This is a genomic window from Synechococcales cyanobacterium CNB (assembly GCA_030263455.1).
GTDB lineage: Bacteria > Planctomycetota > Phycisphaerae > Phycisphaerales > UBA1924 > CAADGN01.
Window position 1 is genome coordinate 419172 of the sequence record SZOZ01000002.1, and the last position, 21966, is coordinate 441137.

Genomic DNA, 21966 nt, shown 5'->3' on the forward strand with positions numbered 1-21966 from the left:
GGGACCTCCGCAGGACGGGCCGACCGCTCGCGAACCTCACTCGGCGGCTCTGCGCAGGCGGTCGAGGCGGTCAGGGGGCGTGTCATCCCTGGCGAAGCGCACGATCGCAGCCTCGAGATTCCCCGCAAGGTGTGCGTCGTGGTAGCGGAGGTTCCAGAGTTCCGCGTTACCGGCGCTCGTCGCGCAGGCGAGGGAGAGACCGTCGGGGCTGAAGGCGACGCCGGGAATCGGCCCGGAGTCGGATTCGAGGCTGGCGAGGAGGCGCGCGGAGCGGGTGTCCCACAACTTCACGGTGCCGTCGTCGCCACCGGAGGCGAGGGTCCGGCCGTCGGGGCTGAACGCGAGTCCCGCGACGACGAGGTGGTGTCGAGCCGCGCCGATGGTCCGTTCGCCCGCGGCGAGGTCGAAGAACTCGACCGTCGCGCCGAAGGTTCCGGCGGCGAGGGTTCTTCCGTCGGGCGTAATGGCGACGGACCATGGGGTGCTCGTGGTTCGGAGCACGTCGAGGCGTTCGAGCGTGTCGGCGTCCCAGACGATGATGCCGTCGGTCGCGCCGGAGGTGAAGAGCCGCGTGCCGTCCGGTGAGTAGACGACGCCTCTCGGGAGCGCGGCGAGTCCCGAAGCGAGCGCACTCGTGGTTGCGGTGTCGATGTCATAGACGGCGACGGTCATGTCGGCATTGACAGCGGCGATGCGGCGCCCGTCCGGGCTGAAGGCGAGGGCGTAGACCTCGCCGCGGGCCGGGCCGAGCGTGGATCGGAGTTCCCCGGACTCGGCGTCGAGCAGGAGCACGCGGCCGTCGCTGCATCCGACGGCAATGGAAGAGCCGTCGGGGCTGAACCGAGTGATTCGCGCGCGATACGCCGGGGAGAGGTCCGCAGTCCAGAGGAGTTCGCCTTCGCGGAGGTTCCAGAGCCGCACGGCGCGGTCTCCGCCCCCGGTGACGAGCCGAGAACCGTCTTGGCTGTAGTCGACGCCGAAGACCCAGGTCCGGTGGGCGTGGATGTCCCGCCGCGCTGGCCATGGCCTCGACTCCCAGAGACGGATCCAGCCGTCCAGCTCGACGGTGACGAACCGATCGCCGACCCAGTCGCCGCGATGGATGGAACCGACAGGAAAGGCGAGGATGGAGCGCCGCTCGTCGTCGAGCTCCTGGACCGTGGCGTTGAGGTAGCGGACGGCCAGGAGCGTCCGCTGGTCCGCGTGGAGCGCGACGGACCGGACGTCGGTGGTGCCGAAGGCGGTGCGCGGGGGCGTTCGGCCCGTGATGTCCCAGCGGATGGCGGCGCGATTGCTCGCGCCGGAGTAGAGGACAGCCCCGTCGGCGGAGAAGCAGAGGGAACGGATGGAGCCGTCGCTGGTGCCGAGGAGCCTGCCCTGCGGCTGCTCGCCGTCCACGGTCCAGAGCATGACCGCTCCGTCGCGTCCGCCGGAGGCAATGGCACCGGAAGCGGGATCGAAGGCGAGAGCATCGACGGCAGCTTCGCCCGATTTCCATGCGGCGAGTTGCGCGCCATCGGTCGTTGATCGGAGCACGACCGACCCGTCGTTCGAGGCGACGGCGAGGCGGGCGCGGACAGGGTCGGCGGCTGCGGCCGTGACGGGCCGTTCGTGGGCACGCCACTCGGCAACGCGCGCGATCGCACCATCCGCATCGATGCCCCACTGCCGCACCGTGCCGTCGGCGTGGGCCGTGATGACGGCGTGATCGTCCATCCAGCGGACAGCGACGACAGCGGCGGCACGCGACGGCTCGTCGAGCGAGACCGCAGCTAGCGTGGCGCCGGAACGCGGGTCAAGGACCGTAATCCCGCCAAGACCAGACGCCACAACAATGCGCGTGGCGTCCGGACTCGCCGCAACGGCGGTCGCGGACGTTCCGACGCGGGTGGTCCACAGGCACGGGAACCGCGCGTAGAGCTCCCAGAGCGCCCAGCGCGCGGGCCGTGAATCCGGGTCCGCGAGGTACTCCGGCCAGAGGAAGCTTTCCGCGCCTGGGCCGTTGAGGGCCACGCCTTCGGCCCGTCCGCGCTCGATCAAACCCGCATGGAGTTGTTCCCGAAGGCGCTCGTTGAGCTGGTGCGCGAGCCGGCGTTGCTCCTCGGCGGCGGCACGCGCGTTCGCCTCCTCGCGGCGAGCGGCGGCCTCGCTGATCGCGAGCGCGTGGTTGTTGGCCGACTGGATCGAGGAGTGCACCGCGAAGACGGCAAGGGCCAGCGCGATGATGACGCCAGCCGCCAGCGCCCCGCGGTATCGTCGCAGGGAGCGACGCAGGAGTTCGGCGGCCGATGACTCGCGCGCGGCGATGGGCTGTCCCGCCAGGTGACGGCGGATGTCCTCGGCCAGTTCCGCAGCAGACTGGTACCGGCGAGCTTTGTCCTTCGCCATGGCCTTGGCGACGATGGTCTCGACGTCGCCGCGCAGCGTGCGGTCGATCGCGCTCAGCCGCGTCGGCGGGTCATCGCGGATGATGCGAGCGGCCTCGGGGATGGACCGCGAGCGAAGGTCGAACGGGAGTTTTCCCGCCAGGAGCTCAAAGGCGATCACCCCGAGCGCGTACACGTCGGACCGGTTGTCGATCTCCGAGGGATCGGCGGCAATCTGCTCCGGACTCATGTACGGCAGGGTGCCGATCAGCTGCCCGACGCTCGTGCGGAGCGTCGTCACCTGAAGATCGGCGTCCATGGCGCGGGCGACGCCGAAGTCGAGAATCTTGGGCTGCCCGTGCGCATCGACGAGGATGTTCGACGGCTTGAGGTCTCGGTGGATCACGCCGCGCTGGTGGGCGTGGTGGATGGCATCGCAGACGCGGGCGAGCAGTTCGAGACGTTCGGCGGTGGTGAGCCGTCTGGCCTCGACGAAGTCTGTGATCGGGGGCCCCTCGACGAGTTCCATGGCGATGAACGGCTGCGAGCCGACGTCGGTCTCGGCGATGCCCGCCTCGTAGATCTGCGCGATCCCGGCGTGGTGCATCCTGCCGAGGATTTCGGCCTCGTGCTCGAACCGCCGGAGCAGGGAGGGCGAGGCGACCGCGCCGCGGATGATCTTGAGGGCGACGGTTCGTCGCGGCCGTTCCTGCTCCGCGAGGTAGACCACGCCCATGCCGCCCGCGCCGAGAAATCGGACGACCTTGTAGGAACCGATCCGTTTGTCCGCCGGGAGCGCGGTCTCGAAACGGACAGGCTCGTTGTTGAACGTCGCCCCGATGGGCGCCGCGACCGGGGGCACGTCCAACATGCCGATGGAGCCGGAGGCATGGCCAAGGAGCGACTCGACCTCGCGCCGGAGTTCGTCGTCGTGGGCGCACCGTTCGGCAAGGAAGGCTGAGCGGCGATCGCCCGGCACTTCCATGGCCGCGATGAACAGCGATTCAACCTCTCGCAGCCGATCCTGGTTCATGCGCCAACGCTACTCCGTCTCGTCGTGCGCCGACTCCGTCAAGGCTCGGTGGAGCCACGCGCGGGAAAACGCCCAGTCGGCCTTGACGGTCGCCGGGGCCACCTCCAGCGCCGCCGCCGTCTCCTCGATCGACAACCCCGCGAAGTAGCGCAGCATCACCACGCGGGCCTTGCGGCTGTCGATCGCCGCGAGACGCTCGAGCGCCTCGTCGAGCGCGAGCAGGTCATCCGGCGGAGGTTCGGCGACCATCGCGTGGTCGGTCAACTCGACCCGCTTGCGCCCGCCCCCGTGCTTGAGCCGTTTTCGGTGGCGTGCGCGCTCGACGAGGATGCGCCTCATGGCGAGCGCCGCGGCGCCGAAGAAGTGGCCGCGGCTGTTCCACTGGAGTTCGGCGTCGCCCACGAGGCGGAGGTACGCCTCGTGCACCAGCGCGGTGGGCTGAAGCGTCTGCCCGGGCGCCTCGGCCCCAAGCCGCGCGCGAGCCAGCCGGCGCAACTCCTCGTACACCAGCGGCAGCAACTCCGCCGATGCCCTCGGGTCGCCCTCGCTTGCCGCGTTCAGCAGCAGCGTGACCTCATGCGGGGACCTGGCCGGCGGGGTCGGCGCAGCGGGCGGCGGTGGGTTGTGGTCTCGCTCCACGGCTTCCTCTCGGCAACCCCGGGAACGGTCCCGGCTGCCGCCATTCTCCGCGGCTACCCACCCCCGAGCAACACCCTCGGACATTTCTCCCCGGACGCCAGCCTCCCGGCGGTTCCGCGTCGCACTGCTCAGCGACCGTGGAACCAGGCACACACCCCTCACAGGAGCACATGACATGAATCTTCTCAAGACCCGTCCGATCGTTCTTGCCGCCGCCGCCCTTCTCGCCGTCGCCGGCCATGCCTCCGCTCAATGCGGCTTCCAGCACCTGCTGGCGTCCGACAAAGCGGCGGGCGACAACTTCGGCTACTCCCTCGCCACGACGAGTTACGGCGGGGTCAAGTCGTACATCATGGGCGCCCCGTTCGACGACAACGCACGGGGCACGGACGCCGGTGCGGTCTACTCCTTCAGCAACAGCAACGGCAACCAGACGTGGAACGAGTACGCGAAGATCACCCCGCCGTACTCGCTGCCGAACGGATTCTTCGGCGCGTCGGTGGGGTTGCACGGCGCCGAGGCGATCATCTCGGCGGAGGGCGCGGCCCGCGTCTTCTTCTACCAGCGCACCGGCAACGTCTGGAACTTCCACAAGGAGTGGCTCGGATCGAGCAGCGACGCGTTCGGGAAGGACGTGGCGATGGACGGATCGGTGGCCGTCTGCGGCGCTCCCTTCACCAACATCGAGGGCCAGGCCGGCGCGGGCCGCATCCACATCTACGAGCGCGACGCCAACTTCTCTTGGCACTACACCGGCATCCTCGCCCAGGAGAGCTTCTACCGCAACGGCTCCGACTGGATGGGCTGGAGCGTCGCAACCAACGGCACGCAGGTCATGGCCGGGGCGCCCCGCGGCGACACCCACGCCAACAAAACCGACACCGGCTGGGTGCTCGTCTGCGCAAAGGTCAACAACCTCTGGGCGCGCACCCAGACCATCTTCGCCCCCGACAGCACGGCGGGCGACCGCTTCGGGACGGACGTGGCGATGGATGGCAACTGGGCCGTCATCGGCGCGCCGAACGCCACCGTCGATGGCAAGGCGAACGCGGGCCTCGCGTACATCTACTACTACAACGGCACGTCGTGGTCGCACGCGGCGACGATCAAGCCCTACCCGGTGTACTCGGATGCGAACTTCGGAACGTCGGTGTCGATCAAGGGCGACCTCGTCTCGGTGACCTCGCCGGGGAAAGAGTACGCGTACGTGTTCCGGAAGGTCGGGTTCTCGAACTGGCCCCAGATCGCGCGGTACACGGACCCCGACAGCGGGACGGACACCTTCGCGAAGACCGCGGTCGTCGACATCGACCGGGTGCTGATCGCGGACCCCGGCAACGACCCCTCCGGCCTGAACAACGCCGGCGCGGCGTACCACTTCCGCCTGAACCTCGGGATGTCCGACTCCTGTGAAGGCGCAATGCACGTCACCCAGGGCGACTACTACACCGGCTGCACCACCTACGCCGTCCTCGACGGCGGCGCCGACTGCCAGGGCCTCTCCACCTCCCCGGACGTCTACCACAAGATCACCGCCGACAAGGACGGCTCGCTCGAACTCGACACCTTCGGCTCCTCGTTCAACACCGTCCTCAGCATCCACGACGGATGCCCCACCACCTCGCAGAACACCCTCGCCTGCAACGACGACTTCAGCCCCTTCGAACTCAACTCCAGGATCATCGCACAGGTCAAGAAGGGCGTCGAGTACACCATCCGCATCGGCGGCGCAGGCGGCGAGCGCGGGTTCTACGTGCTGAGCGTCGGCGAGATCGTCCCGAACACCTGCTACGCCGACTTCAACCAGGACGGCGTCCTCAACACGCTGGACTTCCTGATGTTCCTCAACGCATGGACCGCGCAGGAGAACGCCGCTGACTTCAACGACGACGGCGTGGTCAACACGCTCGACGTGCTGGCGTACCTCAACGCCTACAACGCCGGCTGCTGATCTCAACCGTCCTCGAACCACAACCGGTTCCGACGCGACCCGGCCCATCCGCACCTCCGCGGGTGGGCCGGGTTCGCTCTTCCCCGGCTCACGCGGACAGGGACGCCTGGAATGCGCAGCCCACCCAAGCCGTGGTACAGTCCCGGCCCGCGCGGCACAACCGCCCTGCAACGGCGCGCCCGCGCGCCGGTACGGTCGAGGAGGCGACCCGATGCGTGAACGTTTGCGGTGGGTGTTCATGGCCCTGGTTTGCGGCGTCTCCGCGGCGTGGGCGCAGGAACCGGCTCGAGTCTCCGAGATCAGCCTGCACGCGCCGAGCGGCGTCTGGTCGGCGTGGCTCGACAACGGCGCCCGCGCTCACTACGCCCACCGCGCGGGCGGGCGATTCGCCGTCACGGTCACCCTCGCTGGGGGAGAGTTGCACGAAACCGCTCAGACCCGCGGCCTGAGCGCCGCCGCGGCGGCAGCGTGGAGCGACGCCCGAGGAGCGCGCTCGAAGGCGGAACGCCAAGGCGTCATGGTCGAGGCGCGGGCAACGGGCGATGCGATCGTGCTGACGCTGACGGGTTCCTCGGGTCGCGAAGCGGAGGCGTTCGACGCGCTCCGGGCGATGCTGACCGAGCCGCGGATCGACGCCGGCGCCCTCGCCTCGTGGCGATCCGCCGAACTGATCGTGCATCAGGAACGCGCGGGAGACTCGCAGGCTGCCTTCCAGCGGCTGGTGAGCGAGACGCTGCACCCCGAGCGCGACCCGCGCACGCTGCCGCCCGGCCCGGAACGGCTGCGGGCGATCGACGAGGTCGAGACCAGGGCATGGCTCGAAGCCAGGCTGGCCGACTCCCCTGTGGAACTGGCGGTCGCGGGCGAAGTCGCACGCGAGACCGCTTTCGACGGCATCGTCGAGACCGTCGGGCGGCTGGCGGCGCGAGGGAGGATCGGGCGGGGCACGCACGACGATCTGCGTCGAATCGAGCGCCCGCGCGGCCCGCTCGAGGGAAAGGCCCGCGCGCCCTCAGGGACGAAAGATTCGCTGGTGATGCGCGGGTTCTTCGGCGCGGACCTCGAAAGTCTCGACGACGTGCGCGCCCTGCACCTCAGCGCGGAGGCTCTCTCCGAGCGACTGCCCGCCGTCCTCAAGGAGGCGGGAGCGGATGAGGGGGGCGTGCGCGTGGGCGCCGCGCCGGGCGTGGAGCATCCCGGGTTCGGGCTGGTCTGGGTGGCCGCGTCGTGCGCACCGGGATCGGAGGGGCGCGTGCTGCAGCGGATCGACCGGGAGTTCGACGCGTTCGCTCGGTCGGGGCCGGCGGCGACGGAGTTGGAAGCCGCGCGCGCTCGATTGCTGCGGCTCATCGAGCGGCAGTCGGCAGACCCGGCCGCGTGGTCGGCACGCCTGGCGCAGATGACCTACCGGGGGCATACACCGGACCAGGTGGCAGGTGTCGCGGAAGGGTACTCGACGATCACAGCCGAGCGCGTGCGCGACGCCTTCGCGCGACATCACACGGCGGAGGGCGCGGTGCGGGTCGTCGTGCGGGCGGAGGAGGAAGAGCGTGAATAACGCGGAGCGAGGAGAAGTGCCGCCAAGGCGCGGCGGATCGATCGCGCGCGGTCATTCATCGCGCGCAACGACGCGGACGTTTCTGCGGCCATCGTGCTGGAAGACGCGAGCGATCGCTCGCCTGAACGCGAGGACCCCGGCGAGGCAGCCGACGACCAGCGCGCCGACGATGAACGCGGGTATCAGGAGCAGCACGCCCAGTCCGACGGCGCCGACGAGCATGAGCAGGGCGACGACACGCGCCGCAAGGGGCGGGCGAACGACCCCGGAAACACCGGAGACGTGCGCACGCGTGGTGGTGATGCGCCACTGCTCCACGGGTCATGGTAGCGCGTGAAGAAATGCACCCCGGCGGCCGGCTTGCGCCTGACCGCACGGGGTGCGGAGGGTGACGCTTCGCGTGTTCGCGCGGTACACAAGCAGCTGCGCATCGCTCGCAGCATCCAGGATCGATCGATCAGCATGCGGTCGTGCCGTCCCTCCTCCGGGCGGCTTCCCACCGAATCCCATCAGCGCCGCCCGCAACGACGACGCCGACCTCCTTGTCTCTCTCGCAGCATCAGAACCGATCCGCTCTCTCGCTGCAACCCAACCGTACACCGAATCCGTGCGAATTCCGGTTGCAAGGCGCATCGAAACGGGGCCGGAACAGCGTTCCAGCCCCGGTCAGGATCAACTCCGTCACCGCGTCAGCGGCTACGACGGCGGGGAACGGCCAGCAGCAGGCCCCCGGCGGCGAGGGTCAGCGGACCGGGCGCGGGGATAACCGTGATCTGGTCCTGCGCACCGAACGAGCGGAGGCCGACCAGCCCCCGACGCGCCGAGTCGGAGCCAACAGCATCGAACATGGCGACGAGGTGGCCGGAGATGCCCGAGGAGAGCGGCCCGCCGCCGGTGTCCTTGACCTTCAGCTCGCCCGCGGTCACGTCGAGGCTCGCGCGCCCGATCGCGGGGTCGTAATCGGTGACGACCTCCCAGACGGCAATCTGGAACGCAGCGGCGAAGTCCTTGGAAACGCCGGTATCGAACTGCTGCCCGCCGGCCCAGTTGAAGAGGTCGTACACGCCGCCGGCGCGGGCGAAGCCCATCGGCGATGAGTCGGGCATGTCGGGGATCGTGACGACCGTGTAGGTGGTGGGCGAGGACTTGACGTACTCGTAGAGATCGGTGCAGTAGGTGAGGTGGTCGCCGACGAGGTCCGCGCCCAGGCCGGTGCCCGACAGGATGCTGTGCTTCAACTGGCCGGCAAAGACGGACATGGACTTGTCGCCGATGGTCACCTTGACGTTCCGCCCCTGGCCAGTTCCCGTGAACTTCATCTCGACGACGTCAGCCGACGCAGCGAACGCGAACCCGGCAGCCGCGAACACACCGGCAAGACAACTGGTCTTCATCATGTCGTGGTCTCCTGCGGCCGGGGAGCGCCGACGATCGCCCGTCGAGGCCGGCCACTCACGATGTGCCAAACGGGATCGGAGGCCGCCAGCAGGAGGCTCAGATTGAGGGACGTTGGCGCGGGTAGGGAGAGATGGGGGAGATGGCACATCGGCGAATGGCAGAGGAGCAAACCGGGAAGCCACCCGGTTCGGTGATGGGGCGAGCGCGTCTCCCCCCGGCAGCAACGGGACACCGCTGGCACGTGCTTCGTGCTCTGTTCGGGGTGGAGGGAGGTGGGTGGAATGGCTGTCGATTGCGCGTGGGGAGAGGAGTGGCGGGTACACTGCGAGTCGGACGATTGAGTCTCAAGGGATAGTGATCCATGCCCGCCGAAACACCATCCATGGGGTTTCTCGGGGCAACCGATGCCCCGGCGCGGTTTGTCCACCTGCACCTGCACTCCGAGTACTCGCTGCTGGACGGCGCGAACCGGATCGACCGCCTCGTGGCGAGGGTCCGGGAACTGGGGATGCCGGCGGTGGCGCTCACGGACCACGGGAACCTGCACGGCGCGGTGGCGTTCTACGAGGCGGCACGCAAGGCCGGCGTGAAGCCCATCCTGGGCGTCGAGGCGTACGTCGCGCCGGGGGATCGGCGCGACCGGACATACACCGGCGTCGCCGACGGCGGGTACCACCTCGTGCTGCTGGCCGAGAACGAGACCGGGTGGCACAACCTGATGGCGATGTGCTCGGAGGCCTACCTCACGGGGTTCTACTTTAAGCCGCGCATCGACCGCGCGCTGCTGGAAGAGCGGCACTCGGGCCTGATCGCGATCAACGGGCACCTCGGGTCGGAGATCGGCGAGCACCTGCTGCGGTTCGTGCAGCGCGACGACAGGACGGCGTGGGAGGCAGCGGTCGAGTCGGCGCGGTGGCACGCGCGCGTGTTCTCCGACGAGGGCACCGGGCCTCGCTTCTATGTGGAGTTGCAGCACCACGTCCCGGAGCAGAACGCGATCAACCTGCACCTCGTCCGGCTGGCTCGCGAGTTGAGCCTGCCGCTCGTGTGCGACAACGACGCCCACTTCCTGCTGGCGGACGACCACGACGCGCACGACTCGCTGATCTGCATCTCGACGGGCAAAACCAAGGACGACCCGAACCGGATGCGGTATACGCCGGAGTTGTACGTCAAGAGCGCGGAGCAGATGGAGGAGCTGTTCAGGCGCGAGTTGCCCGACGCGGCGGAAGAGGCGCTGGGGAACACGGTGCGGATCGCGGAGCGGTGCAACGTGGAACTGCCGATCGGGGCCAACCACGCGCCGGTCGTGCGCGTCCGCATCCCCGGTGACGCGGACCTGCCCCGGCGCGACGACCCGCGGTTCGGCGGCGACCTCTCGGCTTGGCACCGGGCCTACTGCGCCGCGTTCACGCTCGAACCCTACGACGCGACACACGACCGCACGGACCCCGCGGCGGTGAAGGCGGAGTGTGACCGCGCACTGCGCATGCTTGCCGAAGCGGGCATGGCGTGGCGCTACGGCATGATCGGCGATGCGTCGCCGGAGCGGGCACGGCTGAACCGTGAACTGAACATCCTGGCGGATAAGGGGATCTCGCCCTACTTCCTGATCGTCTGGGACTTCGTGAACTGGGGCCGGCAGCGCGGCATCCCCGCGATCGCACGCGGCTCGGGCGTCGGCACGATGGTCGGATACGTGCTCGGCCTCTCGAACGCCTGCCCGGTGCGCTACGGGCTGCTCTTCGAGCGGTTCACCGACCCCGACCGTGCGGAGTACCCGGACATCGACATCGACCTGTGCCAGGACGGCCGGGCCGAGGTGCTGGACTACGTGCGCCGCAAGTACGGGCACGTGGCGCAGATCATCACGTTCGGAACGCTCAAGGCGCGGGCCGCGATCCGCGACGTGGCGCGGGTGCTCGGCGTGCCGCTGGCGAAGGCCGACCGGATCGCGAAGCAGGTGCCGGAACAGTTGGGGATCACGCTGGACCGCGCGCTGGAGGCGGAGCCGGACTTCCGGGCGATGTACGACGCCGACCCGGAGGCGAAGCGCGTCATCGACACCGCGCGGCGCATCGAGGGGCAGGCGCGGCACGCGGGCGTGCACGCCGCCGGTGTCATCGTGGCGACACGACCGCTGCACGAGATCATCCCCCTCTACCGGCAGACGAACGCGGCGGAGCACGAGATCGTCACGCAATGGGACGGCCCGACCTGCGAGAAGATGGGCCTGCTCAAGATGGACTTCCTCGGGCTGCGGACCCTGAGCGTCATCGAGCGCGCCAAGCGACTGATCCGCGAGGGGCTGGCCGAAGAAGCGATCTACGGCGCGGTCGGCCGCACGCCCGGCGACGGCGGCCCGCACCCGCTCGACCTCGAGCGACTGACCTACGACGACCCGCGGGTGTTCGCGATGTTCCAGCGGGCGGACACGACGGGCGTGTTCCAGTTCGAATCCGGCGGGATGCGCAGGCTGCTCACCGAGATGAAGCCGGACCGGCTCGAAGACCTGATCGCCGCGAACGCGCTCTTCAGGCCGGGGCCGATGGACCTGATCCCGGACTACAACCGACGCAAGCACGGCGCGGACCGCGTTCCGCTGGTGCACCCCATCGTCGATCGGCACACCGCCGAGACCTACGGCGTGATGGTGTACCAGGAACAGGTAATGCTGATCGTGCACGAACTGGGCGGCGTGCCCCTCCGCGCGGCGTACGGCCTCATCAAGGCGATCAGCAAGAAGAAGGAAAAAACGATCGCAGCGGAACGGTCTCGCTTCCTCGATGGCGCGCAGAAGAACGGGCTGAGCTTCGCGGCCGCAGAGGAACTGTTCGAGTTGATCCTCAAGTTCGCCGGCTACGGGTTCAACAAGTCGCATTCCACCGGCTACGCGATCGTGGCCTACCAGACGGCATACCTGAAAACGTACTTCCCGAACCAGTACATGGCCGCCTTCCTCACCTATGAAAGCCAGGCCCAGAAGGCGAGCGACTGGACACCGTACCTCGAAGACTGCAAGCGGACGCGGTTCATCGAGCCGGCGACCGGGCGCGTGCTGCGGATCGGCGTCGAGGTCCGACCGCCGGACGTCAACCTGTCGCAGGCGGAGTTCTCCGTCGTCTTCGACGAGGGCGAGCCGCGCGACGCGCACCACGGGCACGTTCGCTTCGGATTGCGCGCGATCAAGGGCGCGGGCGCGAAGGCGATCGAGGCGATCATGCGGGAGCGGGACGGAGAGACCGAGAAATCGAGGGGCCAGAGATCCGAACTGCCCCTGCTTGACGCCTCGATGCCGCGCTCGCTCGATGCCCCTCTTCAGGTCAACGTTTCCCACAAGCCCTTCGCGTCTCTGTTCGATTTCTGCGAGCGCGTGCCGCAGAACGCGGTGAACAAGGCGACGATCGAGGCGCTGGTGAAGAGCGGGGCGTTCGACTCGCTGCACGGGCGCGAACGCCGCGCGGCGATGATCGCGACGATCGAGCAGGCGGTGGCCGCGGGGCAGAAGGCGGCCCACGACCGGGCGACAGGGCAGGGGCAGCTCTTCGGATTCGGGAGCGAGCCGGAGCAGGCCGCGGGCATGCCAGGCGCACCGACTCCGCTCGCGCCGGCGCAGGCGTGGAGTGAGAGTGAAACGCTCCGCAACGAGAAGGACGCCCTCGGGTTCTACGTGTCCAGCCACCCGCTGGAGCAGTGGGCGTCGTGGATCGCCGTCTTCGCGTCCCACCGGGTGCAGGACCTGCACGACCTGCCGGAGGACACGCGGGTACGGCTGGCCGTGCTGGCGCAGTCGGTGCGAACCACCGTGGTCCGCAACGGGCGCAGTGCGGGGCAGAAGATGGCGATGATCACGGTCGAAGACCTGACCGGAGCGGCGGACGCCGTGCTCTTTGCGGATGCCTATGCGCGCTACGGGCACGTGCTGGGGACGGACGCCCCGTTCTTCCTCTTGGGCCGGATCGACCGCTCACGCGGCGAGCCGCAGGTGATCGCGGACTCACTGGTGCCGATCGACGGCGTGCCGCTGCAAGGGGGCCGCCTGCGGATCACGGTCTCCGAGCCGAAGCTGAACGGGTCGTCGGAACGGGCACTGCGGCAGGTGGCCGCGATCCTGGGACGCCAGGGGACGACACCAAAGAATGGAGCAGCGAACGGGGGGCCTGGCGCGGTGAACGGGGGGCAGCCCTCGGTGCCGGTCGAGCTGCTGATCGACACGGGGGATTGCCTGTGCGAAATCAAGCCGGGGTCGCCGCTTCGGTGCCCGCTCGCGCCGGAGACGCTGGTAACCCTAGCGGAACTGCTGGGCCGGGAGGCGCTGAACCTGGTGGGTGGGCAGAGCGTGGAGATCGATCGGCCGGGACGCTCCAACTACCGCAGCGGCTGATCGTCAAACTCCAAGATACGACGGAAACTTGGGGTTTGAGAGCCGCAAACTCCAAATGTGAGTCTTGCACTGCCGTTCGATTACTCCAGCGACGTCCCCTCCCACCGGGTCTTCAGCCCGTGCTCGACGCCGAGGAGGTCGAGGGTCTTGCCGACGATGAAGTCGACGAGGTCTTCGACGCGCCGGGGGTGGAGGTAGAAGCCGGGGTTGGTGGGGCAGACGGTGGCGCCCGCGAGGGTGAGCGTGCGCATGTTCTCGATGTCGATGAGGCTCAGCGGCGTCTCGCGGTGGCAGAGGATGAGGGGTCTTCGTTCCTTGAGGCAGACCATGGCGGCGCGGGTCAGGAGGTTGCTGCCGCTGCCCGAGGCGATCGCACCGAGGGTGGCGCTCGAGCAGGGGAGGATCACCATCCCCCGGTGGAGGAAACTGCCCGAGGCGATGACCGCACCGACGTCCCTGTTGGGGTGGACGACGAGGCGGCCGGAGAGGGTGCCGACGTCGCGCCCCCGGTCGCACTGACCGCGTGGATCGTCGCCGGTCGATGAAGCGATGTCGGGCAACAGCCCTTCGAGGGTAATCGTGCGCACGCCGGCCTCGTCGGCGAGGAGGCGTCGGCCATAGTCGCTGACCACCAAGTGAACCTCGTGCCCGCCCCGGAGGAGCACCTCCAGAAGCCGAAGGGCGTAGGCCGCGCCGGACGCGCCGGTGATGCCCAGGACGAATCGGCCTGTCGCGCTGCTCGGCTCGCGGATCACGCCCAACTCTAGGAAAGCGGGGCATCCCGCCGATCGAAGGACCATGAAGACACGAACCGCACGGATGCACGCTGCGCTGCTCTCGCTGGCCCTGGCCGCGGGGGCGTGCAACACGGTCCACCACACGAGCTATCCGTCGTCGCTGGGGGTTGCGGCGACGCCGGACGAAGACCCGAACGGGGCGACGCTGGCGGCGTTGATGAGCACCGCGGCTCGCTGGGCCGTGGAGCACTACCCGCCACCGACCGACGAGTACGCACTGAACCTGCCGCAGGGATTGAAGCGAGAGTGGTACTTGGCGACCGTCCGCGAGGCGGGGCCGAACGCCCGGCCGCTGACGGACGAGACAGCGCACCTGCCGACGTACCACGTCGGTCGCATCTGGATTCGGAGCGATCGGGCCAAGGTGGACGTGACGCGTCCGGTGTTCACGCTCGGGGTAACGTCATCGCCGCTCGACCAGACGACCACGGTCTGGCTGCGTCGGACGGGGTGGACCTCGTGGCGCGTGGAGCACACGCAGCCGTGGGCGATCGGCGTGGTCCCGACGCCGGAGCCGTACTACCTGCCGACGGAGCCGCAGCGGCATCAGCGTGCGCGGCGCGAGGCGTCACCCCGCCCGGTGGAATCCGACACCGCGCCCGTCAACGAGCCGGCGAGCGATGCACCCGCCGAAACAATGACGGAAGTTGAGAAGACGGCCCGGGCAGCACAACCGCGGGAGACGGTCTGGCTACCGCCCGCGCGTGACCCGTTCAACGACGAGGTGATGCGCCGCGAGCCTGTGCTCATCACGGTCGAGCCTTCGCGCGAGCCACCCCCCCCACCGCCGAAGGTTGAGACGATGGAGCCGGTGGACGACGGGAGCGGGGCGGCGGGCGCGTGTGCCGTGCCGCCCGCGTGGTGGATCGTGTGGCCGGGGACCATGGGGACAGTCCGGGCGCAGGCCGCGGCCTCTCCCGTGGCGGAACCGGCGCCCCGTTCACGGACCACGCTGGGCGCGGGGGACTCGCTGGGAGCGGCGATCCGGGACCCGTTCCCAGCCAGGCAGGCGGACGCTTCACCTGCACGCGACTGACCGGGTTCGATCAACTCGCAGGAACGCCGGTCCGGGGCCTTGCAGGCCCCGGTCTCCTTTCTCCTACACTCCCCGGCACATGCCCTCGCCGCACCTGCTGACGCTGCACAACCTGCCCGCCGATGAGATCAGAGCGATCCTCCGCGAGGCCATCGCGTTCCGTGCGTTGGCGGCTTCGGGTTCGCTGGCGCCTCGGCTGGCCGGGCGAACGGTCGGCACGCTCTTCTTCGAGAACTCGACGCGGACACGCACCAGTTTCTCGATCGCCGCGCTGCGGCTGGGGGCGGAAGTGATCGACCTGCCCGTGGCGGGATCGAGCCACGCCAAGGGCGAGACGCTCACCGACACCGCCCGCACCGTCGAGGCGCTCGGCGTCGATGCGCTGGTCGTGCGAGCGTCGCAGAGCGGCGCAGTCGAGATGATCGCACGGCGGGTGGGCTGCGCCGTCCTGAACGCGGGCGATGGCCGGCACGAACACCCGACGCAGGGACTGCTCGACGCGCTGACCCTCGCGGACGCGATGGGCAGGGCGGAGACGCTGGACCTGTCCGGGCTGCACGTGGCGATCGTGGGCGACGTGGTGAGTTCGCGCGTCGCGCGCTCGAATGTCTTCGGGCTGACCGCGCTGGGGGCGACGGTGACGCTGGTGGGGCCGCCCGCGCTGGCACCGCCCTCGCTGGGCGCGCTGGCACAGCGCGTGCGGGTGGAGCACGACTTCGACGCCGTGCTGCCGCACGCCGACACGGTGATGATGCTGCGCGTGCAGTTCGAGCGGCACGGGGACGCGATGCGGATGGCGTCGCCGGCGTTCGCGTCGCTGCGGGAGTTCCGTGCCGCATGCGGTCTTTCGTCGGAGCGGGCGCAACGGATGAAGCCGGGTGCGGTCGTCATGCACCCGGGGCCGGTGAACCGCGGGCTGGAACTCGACGGCGAGGTCGCGGACTCGGATCGGTCCCTGATCCTGAAGCAGGTGGCGAACGGGGTTCCGGTCCGGATGGCCTCGCTCGTGCGGTGTCTGGACGGGTTGCCGGTTCATTCTTGACGTGGTTTCGATTTGCACCTGTCGGAACCTGTGGCATGGTCTGACACGGCCGCGCTCCGTTCCGGAGGGTTGGCGGCGTTGTTTCTTCGCCACATTCACCTGGAGAAAACGATGCGTACCTTCGCCCTGCTCACCGTCGCTGGCCTCGCCGGTTCGGCTCTCGCCCACGAGAATCACGCCACGATCGACACGCTCGCCGGGAAGACGCTCATCGCCGTCGGGTATTACGCGGGCGAGGAGCACTTCACCATCGACGGCGACGGCTGGCTGCTGCACGACGACGAGCGCGTAACGCGGGAGACATTCTTCGTCTGGGGGTCAGGCAAGTACGCAGGATGGCAGGTCGGCGCGGAGTGCACGCTCACCAGCGACTTCTACGCCGCGACCGGACGGCTCGACGGCGGGGACTTCTGGTACGAACTGGCTGGCTTCGAGCACGTCGGCACGCCGCGCAAGGCGGACATCGCCTGGGCGGAACGGCACGGAACCTCGCTGGAGAACGTCGCCCAGTTCTCCGCGGACACACGCCAGGGACGAAGCTTCCACGTCGGCGTCGGCGGACACCCCCACGGGCAGCAGTTCATGGTGAACAAGCCCGGACTGTACCAGCTGACCCTGGTCGCGTGGGACGCGAACGGCATGTACGCGGACTCCGACCCGATGCACTTCTACGTGCGCAGCCTGCCCGCGCCGGGCAGCCTGACCGCGCTGGGGGTCGCCGCGCTCGCGGCGTCGCGCCTGCGGCGGTGAGCGCCCCTCGGTCGATGCGGTGCTCTTCGGTGCGGGATTGCGCGGGCTGATCCCAGAGGCTCGCACATGGTCGGCCCGCGTCGTGCGCGCGGGCGGGGTGTATGCTGTCGGCTCATGGGCGCGGGCGAGCAGGATAATCCGGGGGCGACGCGGCGGCGTCTGCCGACTGACACGCCGGACGGGATGCTGCTGATCATCTCGGGGCCGTCGGGCGTCGGGAAGACGTCGATCACGCGCGGCGTGGAGCGGTCGATCGCGGACTCGGTCTTCTCCGTATCGGCGACGACGCGGCCGAAGACGGAAGCGGACGTCGAGGGTGTGGACTACCACTTCGTGACCGACGCGGAGTTCGAGCGGATGCGGGCTGCGGGAGAGTTCCTGGAGTCCGCCGAGGTCTTCGGGCGGAAGTACGGCACCCCGCGACGGTGGGTGGAGGAGCAACTGGCCAGGGGTCGGCTGGTGATCTTGGAGATCGACGTGCAGGGGGCACGGCAAGTAAAGGCGGCCATGCCCGAGGCGTTCGGGCTGTTCGTGCTGCCGCCGGGAGAGGAGGCCCTGCTGGAGCGGCTTCGTGCCCGCAAGCGCGAACCCGAGGAGGCGATCCGGCGACGGTTCGCCGAGGCCCGTCGCGAGATCGCAGAGGCCCGTGGGAGCGGGGTTTACGATCACTTTCTCGTGAACGACGACCTGGCGAGAGCGATCCGGGAGGCTGTCGAGACGGTTCGGGAGGAACGGACAAGACGGACGGATAACCGGAACCAGCACTGAGCCGAGGTTCGTATCGGTAATATGGACGGATCGGGCGTGAGCGCGGTGGGCGCGAACGCCGCAGGGTGGGAACTTCGCTTCGGGGAGGCCAGGCCATGACTCGGCTCCCGGCCGTCGTGTGTGTCGCGCTCGCGGCTGCCTCCGCGCCAGGCGACACGATCGTGTTCGACTTCGAGAACCTTCCTGGGAACCCGAACCGCTCGGCCGGGGACAAGACCGCCCTGCTTCTGGTGCATGACGGGTTCGCGGCGCTGATCGAACGCACGAGCGGCGAAAAGTTCACGGTGTGGAACTCGTCGGGGGAGACCATGCCCGCGTCGTGGGGAAGCCGGCACCTCTCACCCACGTTCAACTACTTCAAAGATGACTACTTCCTGATGTCGTTCAGCCGTCCTGTAGCGGCGATCTCGATCGAGTTCGGCGACTTCGGGCAGGACCAGGACACGGCCGAGATTCACGCCTACGTTGACATCGAAGGGCTGGGAGACCTGCTGGGATCGGCCTACGCGTACCTCGGCAACTCGGACATCTCGACGGACCCGCCCACCCGCGTGGAGTTCACGGCAGCCCCGGGACAGGTGTTCTCGTCGGTCCTCTTCCGTGCCGGAGCGAACCCGTTCTTCCAGAGCGCGTTCATGGACAACATCGTGATCCAGACGGAACACGCCCCGGCGCCGGGGACGCTGGCCGCGCTGGCGTTGGGCGCGCTCGTGGGGCTGCGGAGACGGCGGTAGATCCGCAAAGCAGCAAAGCCATGATACAAGGGCAGGCCCGATTCGGGCTGCGTCGTGCCGCGGCGCTCGCCGAGGATCAGGCCGCTTCGCCGCACTCGAAGCGTTCCGCCCAGCGTTCGGGTCGGACGTTGGCGGGCGAGTCGGGGGGTTCCTGCCAGTCCTCGGCGGACTCGATGCGAAGCTCACTGGGGAGCGTCTTGCGGTAGCCGAGCAGGCGCACCACTTCGAGGACGTCGGTCCAGCTCGGATACCAGGTGTTGTTGGCGCGCTTGAAGGCGTCGATGGCCATGAGGAACAGGAACTGTTCCTTGTTCATCTCGCCTTCTTCCGCGGCCTTCCGGAAGTCGCTGAGGCGCCGGCCCGGGCCGCGGCGACGTTCCAAGCCCGTCACGACACCCTGCGACCCGCCGGCCTGCGGGTCCAGGCGACGGTCCACCACGGTCTGTCGCCGATCCCGCCTGGGTGCCGGTTCCTCGCGCTCTCTCCGACGCTCTGCCGCCATGCCGAGGCCCTCCCGCGCCGGAGCGGGACAGGCCCCGTCACCGCGCGCTACAGGTCTTCCTCCTCCTCCTCATCGTCGAACTCTTCCTCGTCCTCAAACTCGTCCTCGTCGTCGGCGAGTTCGTCGTCCTCGTAATCGTCATCATCGTCAAAGTCGTCGTCGAACTCCTCGTCGATGTCGTCGTCGTCATCCTCCCCGCACACGGGGCCGGACACGACCTGCCACCAGGGTTCCTCCAGCCCGGCCGTCCCGCACTCCGTCAGAAGAAGCTGATCCGCAGCCATGGTTCACCTTCCCATTTCTCGGGGCCGCTGCCGGCCCGATTCCCGGGCATCCACGCCCGCTCGGCCCCACCCCGGGGCCGTCCCGCCGGGGCTTACCGCGAAGCCCGGATCGGAAAACGCGGTACACTACCGACCGTCCCCAGCCTGTCAATACCCTGCACCCCGCTTCTCGGGGACGCGCCAAACCTAGCCTCCTACCCACTCCACCGCCACACCTCCTCACGCTCCCCGCCACCCCCATGCCGACCTCCGCCGATACGACGCCACGATTCGACCCACTCGCCGCAATCCTGGCGCTCGCCTTTCCGGGCGCGGGGCACTGGTTCCTCGGCGAGCGGAAGAGAGCCATCCTGATCGCGTCCGGCGTGCTCGGCCTGTTCTTGACAGGGTTGCTGATCGGCGGGATCGACGTGGTCGACTCCAAGGAAGACCGGTGGTGGTTCGTGGGGCAGGCCCTGGTCGGACCGGTGGCGTTCGGCACGGACTACCTGCACCAGCATCGCATCAAGGGGATCGACCCGCAGACCGGCGCGCTGCGTTCGGCGAACCCGGACGAGGCGAGGGACGAATCGGGAAGGCTCGTGCCGGCCCTCGGGGGACAGCATCCGCCGGCGTCCAAGAGCCTCGGAAAAATGAACGAACTGGGGACACTGTTCGCGTGCATCGCGGGGATGATGAACCTGATCGTGGCGCTCGACGCGGCGTTCCCGGGAAGGCGCGAGGAGAAGGCATGACCCCCCCCTCGCTCGGGCTGCTGCTCGCGTGGCGGCCGTTCCTCGACCCGATCGACGCCCACGGCTGGTGGTTCCTGCTGGTCGTCCCGATGTCGTTCGGGATCGCGGTGGTCTACCGCGCGGTGCGGATGCCGACACTCGATGGGTATTGGAAGCGCGTGCTCGTGCTGACGGCACAGATCGTGGTGTCGATGATCCTGCTCGGGATCGCGTCGTACCTGTTCGTGCAGGTGGTGGTGCCCGCTCTCGCGCCGATGCCGGACTAGGCATGGCTCACGCGGAGACGCAGAGGAGGAACGGAGGCGAGAGGGACGGCGCCTGCAAGGCCGCGCCCCACCCGCAAGGCGCCGCCGTTCACGAAGGCCTCGTTCTCACGCTCCGCGTGCTCAGCGCCTCGGCGTGAGATTCGGCATCAGACGTACTTCGCGGATGCGCACTCGCGCGCGGCGTCGAGGTTCTGAACCATGTATCGCAGGGCGTCGACGGCGTGGTCGTGGCCGTCCTTGACGGGTTCGAGGCTTTCGGGCTTGTCGGGACGGTAGTGGTAGCGTTCGAGACTCTCAACGAGGCGTGCGCATCGGGCGTGGACGAAGAGTCGCGGAGCAACGCCGGCCGCGGCCGGGCGCAGCCGGGCACGGAGCAGCGCGAGACCTTCCTGCACGCCCATCGCTCGCGTGCGGACGCGGAGGCTCGCGCGGCTCATGGCCTGGACCGCGCTGACGCCGGTCTGGTCGTTCATCTGTCGTCCCGCTGAATCGGCGCCGATCCACGCCAGCCGCGCGTGTCCGCCGGGCGGCCACGGCGATTCGAGGATCGCGCGGACGTGCTCGCCGAGAATGAGACCGCTCTCGACACGCTCCGCGACGACACGGAGGACGCCGGCGGAATCGACGCACCCCCAGAGCACGACGGTGGGCGAGCGGTAGCCGAAGTCCATGCCGGCGATCCAGGTGTTGGCGGGCGAGTCCGGCGGATCATCGTGGATGACGTGCAGGCGACGGTCGAACTCGGGAAGAACAGCGTGGGTGCGCGAAGGACGGAGGCAGAGCATCTCCGCCTCCCACGCGGCCGCCGAGACGCGGGCTTTCATGGCCAGCGCGTCGGTGATCTCGACGTGCCCGGCGCACTCGCCGTCGGCCCACGCCTTGGCGCGGCCGCGGCACTCGGGGAGCAGGGCGCAGTCGGCGTCGTCGGCGCGGCAGGCGTGCTCGGGGCCGCAGCGGGCGAGCACGTCGGCGATGCCCCAGCGGAAGAGCCGACGCCGACCCGCGCGGCACTCCTCGACGATGGCGTGCATGAGGCCGTGCGGCAGGTGCATCGTGCTGAGACAATCGATGGTGCCCCGCACGACCAGCGTTTCGCCGTTGGCAAGCCCGATGACCTTGGAGCGAGTGACGAGTTGGGCCGCCTCCCAGACTTCCGGGTCGAAGAGTTCGACCTCGTCGCAGCGGAGTTTCTGCACACGCGTACCCCGCACGGAGGTCTGGGACTGGGCGAGGAGTTCGACGACGGAACCATTCGTGAGCGCGAGTCGGCGTTCGGTGATCCGACCCTCGACGAGACCGGCGAGCGGCTCGCGGGCAAACAGGGCGCGGAGATGGGCGTGCATCCTGCGCGACTGCTCCAGCGAGCCGCCGAGGATGCGGACCTCGATGCCGGGCTTATGGACGAGGTCGAGCATGGTGGCCAGCGCGCCGAGGTAGGTCTTGCCCCCGCCGCGGTTCGCCCAGACAACGGCGTCGGGCGGCTCAACGGGAGTTTCACCCTGGACGGGCGCGCCCTCGAAGAACGCGTGGGCGAGGTAGTCGAAAGGCGCGCTGTGGCCCGGCGTGAGCGCGCGGCGCGGCACCGAGATGCCCGCAAGTGCGCGGAGGCTGCGCTCCAGGTCGTCCGGCGTGCGCGGGATGTCCAGCGGGCCGTGCTCGATGAGATCCATACCCCCCCCTGGTGCGGCCTTGGGGGATGGCGCACAGCCTGCGAGTTTCCCGCT

Annotated in this window: 17 protein-coding genes and 1 pseudogene; 11 read left to right on the forward strand and 7 right to left on the reverse strand. The window is 69.2% G+C overall.

Annotated features, from left to right (window positions below):
• Window positions 1-36: 36 nt before the first annotated feature.
• Both FBT69_03390 and FBT69_03395 read right to left on the reverse strand, forming a co-directional pair.
• Complete coding sequence (locus tag FBT69_03390) at window positions 37-3399, reverse strand: hypothetical protein (GenBank protein MDL1903842.1); 3363 nt, start codon at window positions 3397-3399, stop codon at window positions 37-39.
• Window positions 3400-3408: 9 nt separating this feature from the next.
• Window positions 3409-4122 carry an RNA polymerase subunit sigma gene (locus tag FBT69_03395; protein ID MDL1903843.1) on the reverse strand — a complete coding sequence of 238 codons (714 nt, stop codon included), beginning with the start codon at window positions 4120-4122 and terminating at the stop codon, window positions 3409-3411.
• Window positions 4123-4213: 91 nt separating this feature from the next.
• Between FBT69_03395 and FBT69_03400 the strand changes: the two genes are divergently transcribed.
• On the forward strand, window positions 4214-5989 hold the full coding sequence (locus tag FBT69_03400) for a hypothetical protein (protein ID MDL1903844.1): 1776 nt from the start codon (window positions 4214-4216) through the stop codon (window positions 5987-5989).
• A gap of 211 nt (window positions 5990-6200) precedes the next feature.
• Window positions 6201-7547, forward strand: a complete 1347-nt coding sequence (locus tag FBT69_03405) for an insulinase family protein (protein ID MDL1903845.1) — start codon at window positions 6201-6203, stop codon at window positions 7545-7547.
• Between the two features lie 51 nt (window positions 7548-7598).
• Here the strand turns inward: FBT69_03405 and FBT69_03410 are convergent, their stop codons facing one another.
• Window positions 7599-7865, reverse strand: coding sequence for a hypothetical protein (locus FBT69_03410; protein ID MDL1903846.1), 267 nt, complete (start codon window positions 7863-7865; stop codon window positions 7599-7601).
• A 371-nt stretch (window positions 7866-8236) separates the two neighbouring features.
• A complete protein-coding gene (locus FBT69_03415; GenBank protein MDL1903847.1) occupies window positions 8237-8944 on the reverse strand; it encodes a hypothetical protein in 708 nt (235 codons plus the stop codon).
• A 362-nt stretch (window positions 8945-9306) separates the two neighbouring features.
• Here FBT69_03415 and dnaE point away from each other — a divergent pair, with 362 nt between their 5' ends.
• Window positions 9307-13329, forward strand: a complete 4023-nt coding sequence (gene dnaE / locus FBT69_03420; protein MDL1903848.1) for a DNA polymerase III subunit alpha — start codon at window positions 9307-9309, stop codon at window positions 13327-13329.
• A gap of 80 nt (window positions 13330-13409) precedes the next feature.
• Here dnaE and FBT69_03425 read toward each other — a convergent pair whose 3' ends face one another.
• Window positions 13410-14129 (reverse strand): UbiX family flavin prenyltransferase, encoded by a 720-nt coding sequence (locus FBT69_03425; protein MDL1903849.1) that lies wholly within the window; start codon window positions 14127-14129, stop codon window positions 13410-13412.
• Here FBT69_03425 and FBT69_03430 point away from each other — a divergent pair.
• From FBT69_03430 to FBT69_03450, 5 genes are all read left to right on the forward strand, one after another.
• Window positions 14128-15162 (forward strand): hypothetical protein, encoded by a 1035-nt coding sequence (locus FBT69_03430; GenBank protein ID MDL1903850.1) that lies wholly within the window; start codon window positions 14128-14130, stop codon window positions 15160-15162. The two genes, FBT69_03425 and FBT69_03430, sit on opposite strands and share 2 nt — an antisense overlap.
• A gap of 79 nt (window positions 15163-15241) precedes the next feature.
• A complete protein-coding gene (locus FBT69_03435) occupies window positions 15242-16204 on the forward strand; it encodes an aspartate carbamoyltransferase catalytic subunit (protein ID MDL1903851.1) in 963 nt (320 codons plus the stop codon).
• 111 nt (window positions 16205-16315) lie between these two features.
• On the forward strand, window positions 16316-16954 hold the full coding sequence (locus FBT69_03440) for a hypothetical protein (protein ID MDL1903852.1): 639 nt from the start codon (window positions 16316-16318) through the stop codon (window positions 16952-16954).
• A gap of 114 nt (window positions 16955-17068) precedes the next feature.
• Window positions 17069-17722: a guanylate kinase gene (locus tag FBT69_03445; GenBank protein MDL1903853.1), complete on the forward strand. Its 654-nt coding sequence runs from the start codon at window positions 17069-17071 to the stop codon at window positions 17720-17722.
• Window positions 17723-17817: 95 nt separating this feature from the next.
• Window positions 17818-18456: a hypothetical protein gene (locus FBT69_03450; GenBank protein ID MDL1903854.1), complete on the forward strand. Its 639-nt coding sequence runs from the start codon at window positions 17818-17820 to the stop codon at window positions 18454-18456.
• A gap of 76 nt (window positions 18457-18532) precedes the next feature.
• On the opposite strand, the gene FBT69_03455 is transcribed toward FBT69_03450, so the two are convergent.
• On the reverse strand, window positions 18533-18892 hold the full coding sequence (locus FBT69_03455; GenBank protein MDL1903855.1) for a hypothetical protein: 360 nt from the start codon (window positions 18890-18892) through the stop codon (window positions 18533-18535).
• Window positions 18893-19012: 120 nt separating this feature from the next.
• Here FBT69_03455 and FBT69_03460 point away from each other — a divergent pair.
• The 3 genes and pseudogenes from FBT69_03460 to FBT69_03470 all read left to right on the forward strand — a co-directional run bounded on the left by FBT69_03460 (window position 19013) and on the right by FBT69_03470 (window position 20242).
• Window positions 19013-19165 (forward strand): annotated as a pseudogene (locus FBT69_03460) (hydrolase).
• Between the two features lie 316 nt (window positions 19166-19481).
• Window positions 19482-19976 carry a hypothetical protein gene (locus FBT69_03465; GenBank protein MDL1903856.1) on the forward strand — a complete coding sequence of 165 codons (495 nt, stop codon included), beginning with the start codon at window positions 19482-19484 and terminating at the stop codon, window positions 19974-19976.
• On the forward strand, window positions 19973-20242 hold the full coding sequence (locus FBT69_03470) for a hypothetical protein (protein ID MDL1903857.1): 270 nt from the start codon (window positions 19973-19975) through the stop codon (window positions 20240-20242). Before FBT69_03465 ends, FBT69_03470 begins: the two co-directional genes overlap by 4 nt.
• A 146-nt stretch (window positions 20243-20388) precedes the next feature.
• Here FBT69_03470 and FBT69_03475 read toward each other — a convergent pair whose 3' ends face one another.
• Window positions 20389-21912 (reverse strand): hypothetical protein, encoded by a 1524-nt coding sequence (locus FBT69_03475; GenBank protein MDL1903858.1) that lies wholly within the window; start codon window positions 21910-21912, stop codon window positions 20389-20391.
• Window positions 21913-21966 lie beyond the last annotated feature (54 nt).

What these genes read in the sequence shown, in the direction of transcription:
- FBT69_03450 (MDL1903854.1), top strand. Translation starts at nt 17,818, where the DNA reads ATGACTCGGCTCCCGGCCGTCGTGTGTGTCGCGCTCGCGGCTGCCTCC.
- FBT69_03425 (MDL1903849.1), bottom strand. Translation starts at nt 14,129, where the DNA reads ATGGTCCTTCGATCGGCGGGATGCCCCGCTTTCCTAGAGTTGGGCGTG.
- FBT69_03415 (MDL1903847.1), bottom strand. Translation starts at nt 8,944, where the DNA reads ATGATGAAGACCAGTTGTCTTGCCGGTGTGTTCGCGGCTGCCGGGTTC.
- FBT69_03405 (MDL1903845.1), top strand. Translation starts at nt 6,201, where the DNA reads ATGCGTGAACGTTTGCGGTGGGTGTTCATGGCCCTGGTTTGCGGCGTC.
- FBT69_03430 (MDL1903850.1), top strand. Translation starts at nt 14,128, where the DNA reads ATGAAGACACGAACCGCACGGATGCACGCTGCGCTGCTCTCGCTGGCC.
- FBT69_03400 (MDL1903844.1), top strand. Translation starts at nt 4,214, where the DNA reads ATGAATCTTCTCAAGACCCGTCCGATCGTTCTTGCCGCCGCCGCCCTT.
- FBT69_03475 (MDL1903858.1), bottom strand. Translation starts at nt 21,912, where the DNA reads ATGGATCTCATCGAGCACGGCCCGCTGGACATCCCGCGCACGCCGGAC.
- FBT69_03440 (MDL1903852.1), top strand. Translation starts at nt 16,316, where the DNA reads ATGCGTACCTTCGCCCTGCTCACCGTCGCTGGCCTCGCCGGTTCGGCT.
- FBT69_03435 (MDL1903851.1), top strand. Translation starts at nt 15,242, where the DNA reads ATGCCCTCGCCGCACCTGCTGACGCTGCACAACCTGCCCGCCGATGAG.
- dnaE (MDL1903848.1), top strand. Translation starts at nt 9,307, where the DNA reads ATGCCCGCCGAAACACCATCCATGGGGTTTCTCGGGGCAACCGATGCC.
- FBT69_03390 (MDL1903842.1), bottom strand. Translation starts at nt 3,399, where the DNA reads ATGAACCAGGATCGGCTGCGAGAGGTTGAATCGCTGTTCATCGCGGCC.
- FBT69_03445 (MDL1903853.1), top strand. Translation starts at nt 17,069, where the DNA reads ATGGGCGCGGGCGAGCAGGATAATCCGGGGGCGACGCGGCGGCGTCTG.
- FBT69_03465 (MDL1903856.1), top strand. Translation starts at nt 19,482, where the DNA reads ATGCCGACCTCCGCCGATACGACGCCACGATTCGACCCACTCGCCGCA.
- FBT69_03395 (MDL1903843.1), bottom strand. Translation starts at nt 4,122, where the DNA reads ATGTCCGAGGGTGTTGCTCGGGGGTGGGTAGCCGCGGAGAATGGCGGC.
- FBT69_03470 (MDL1903857.1), top strand. Translation starts at nt 19,973, where the DNA reads ATGACCCCCCCCTCGCTCGGGCTGCTGCTCGCGTGGCGGCCGTTCCTC.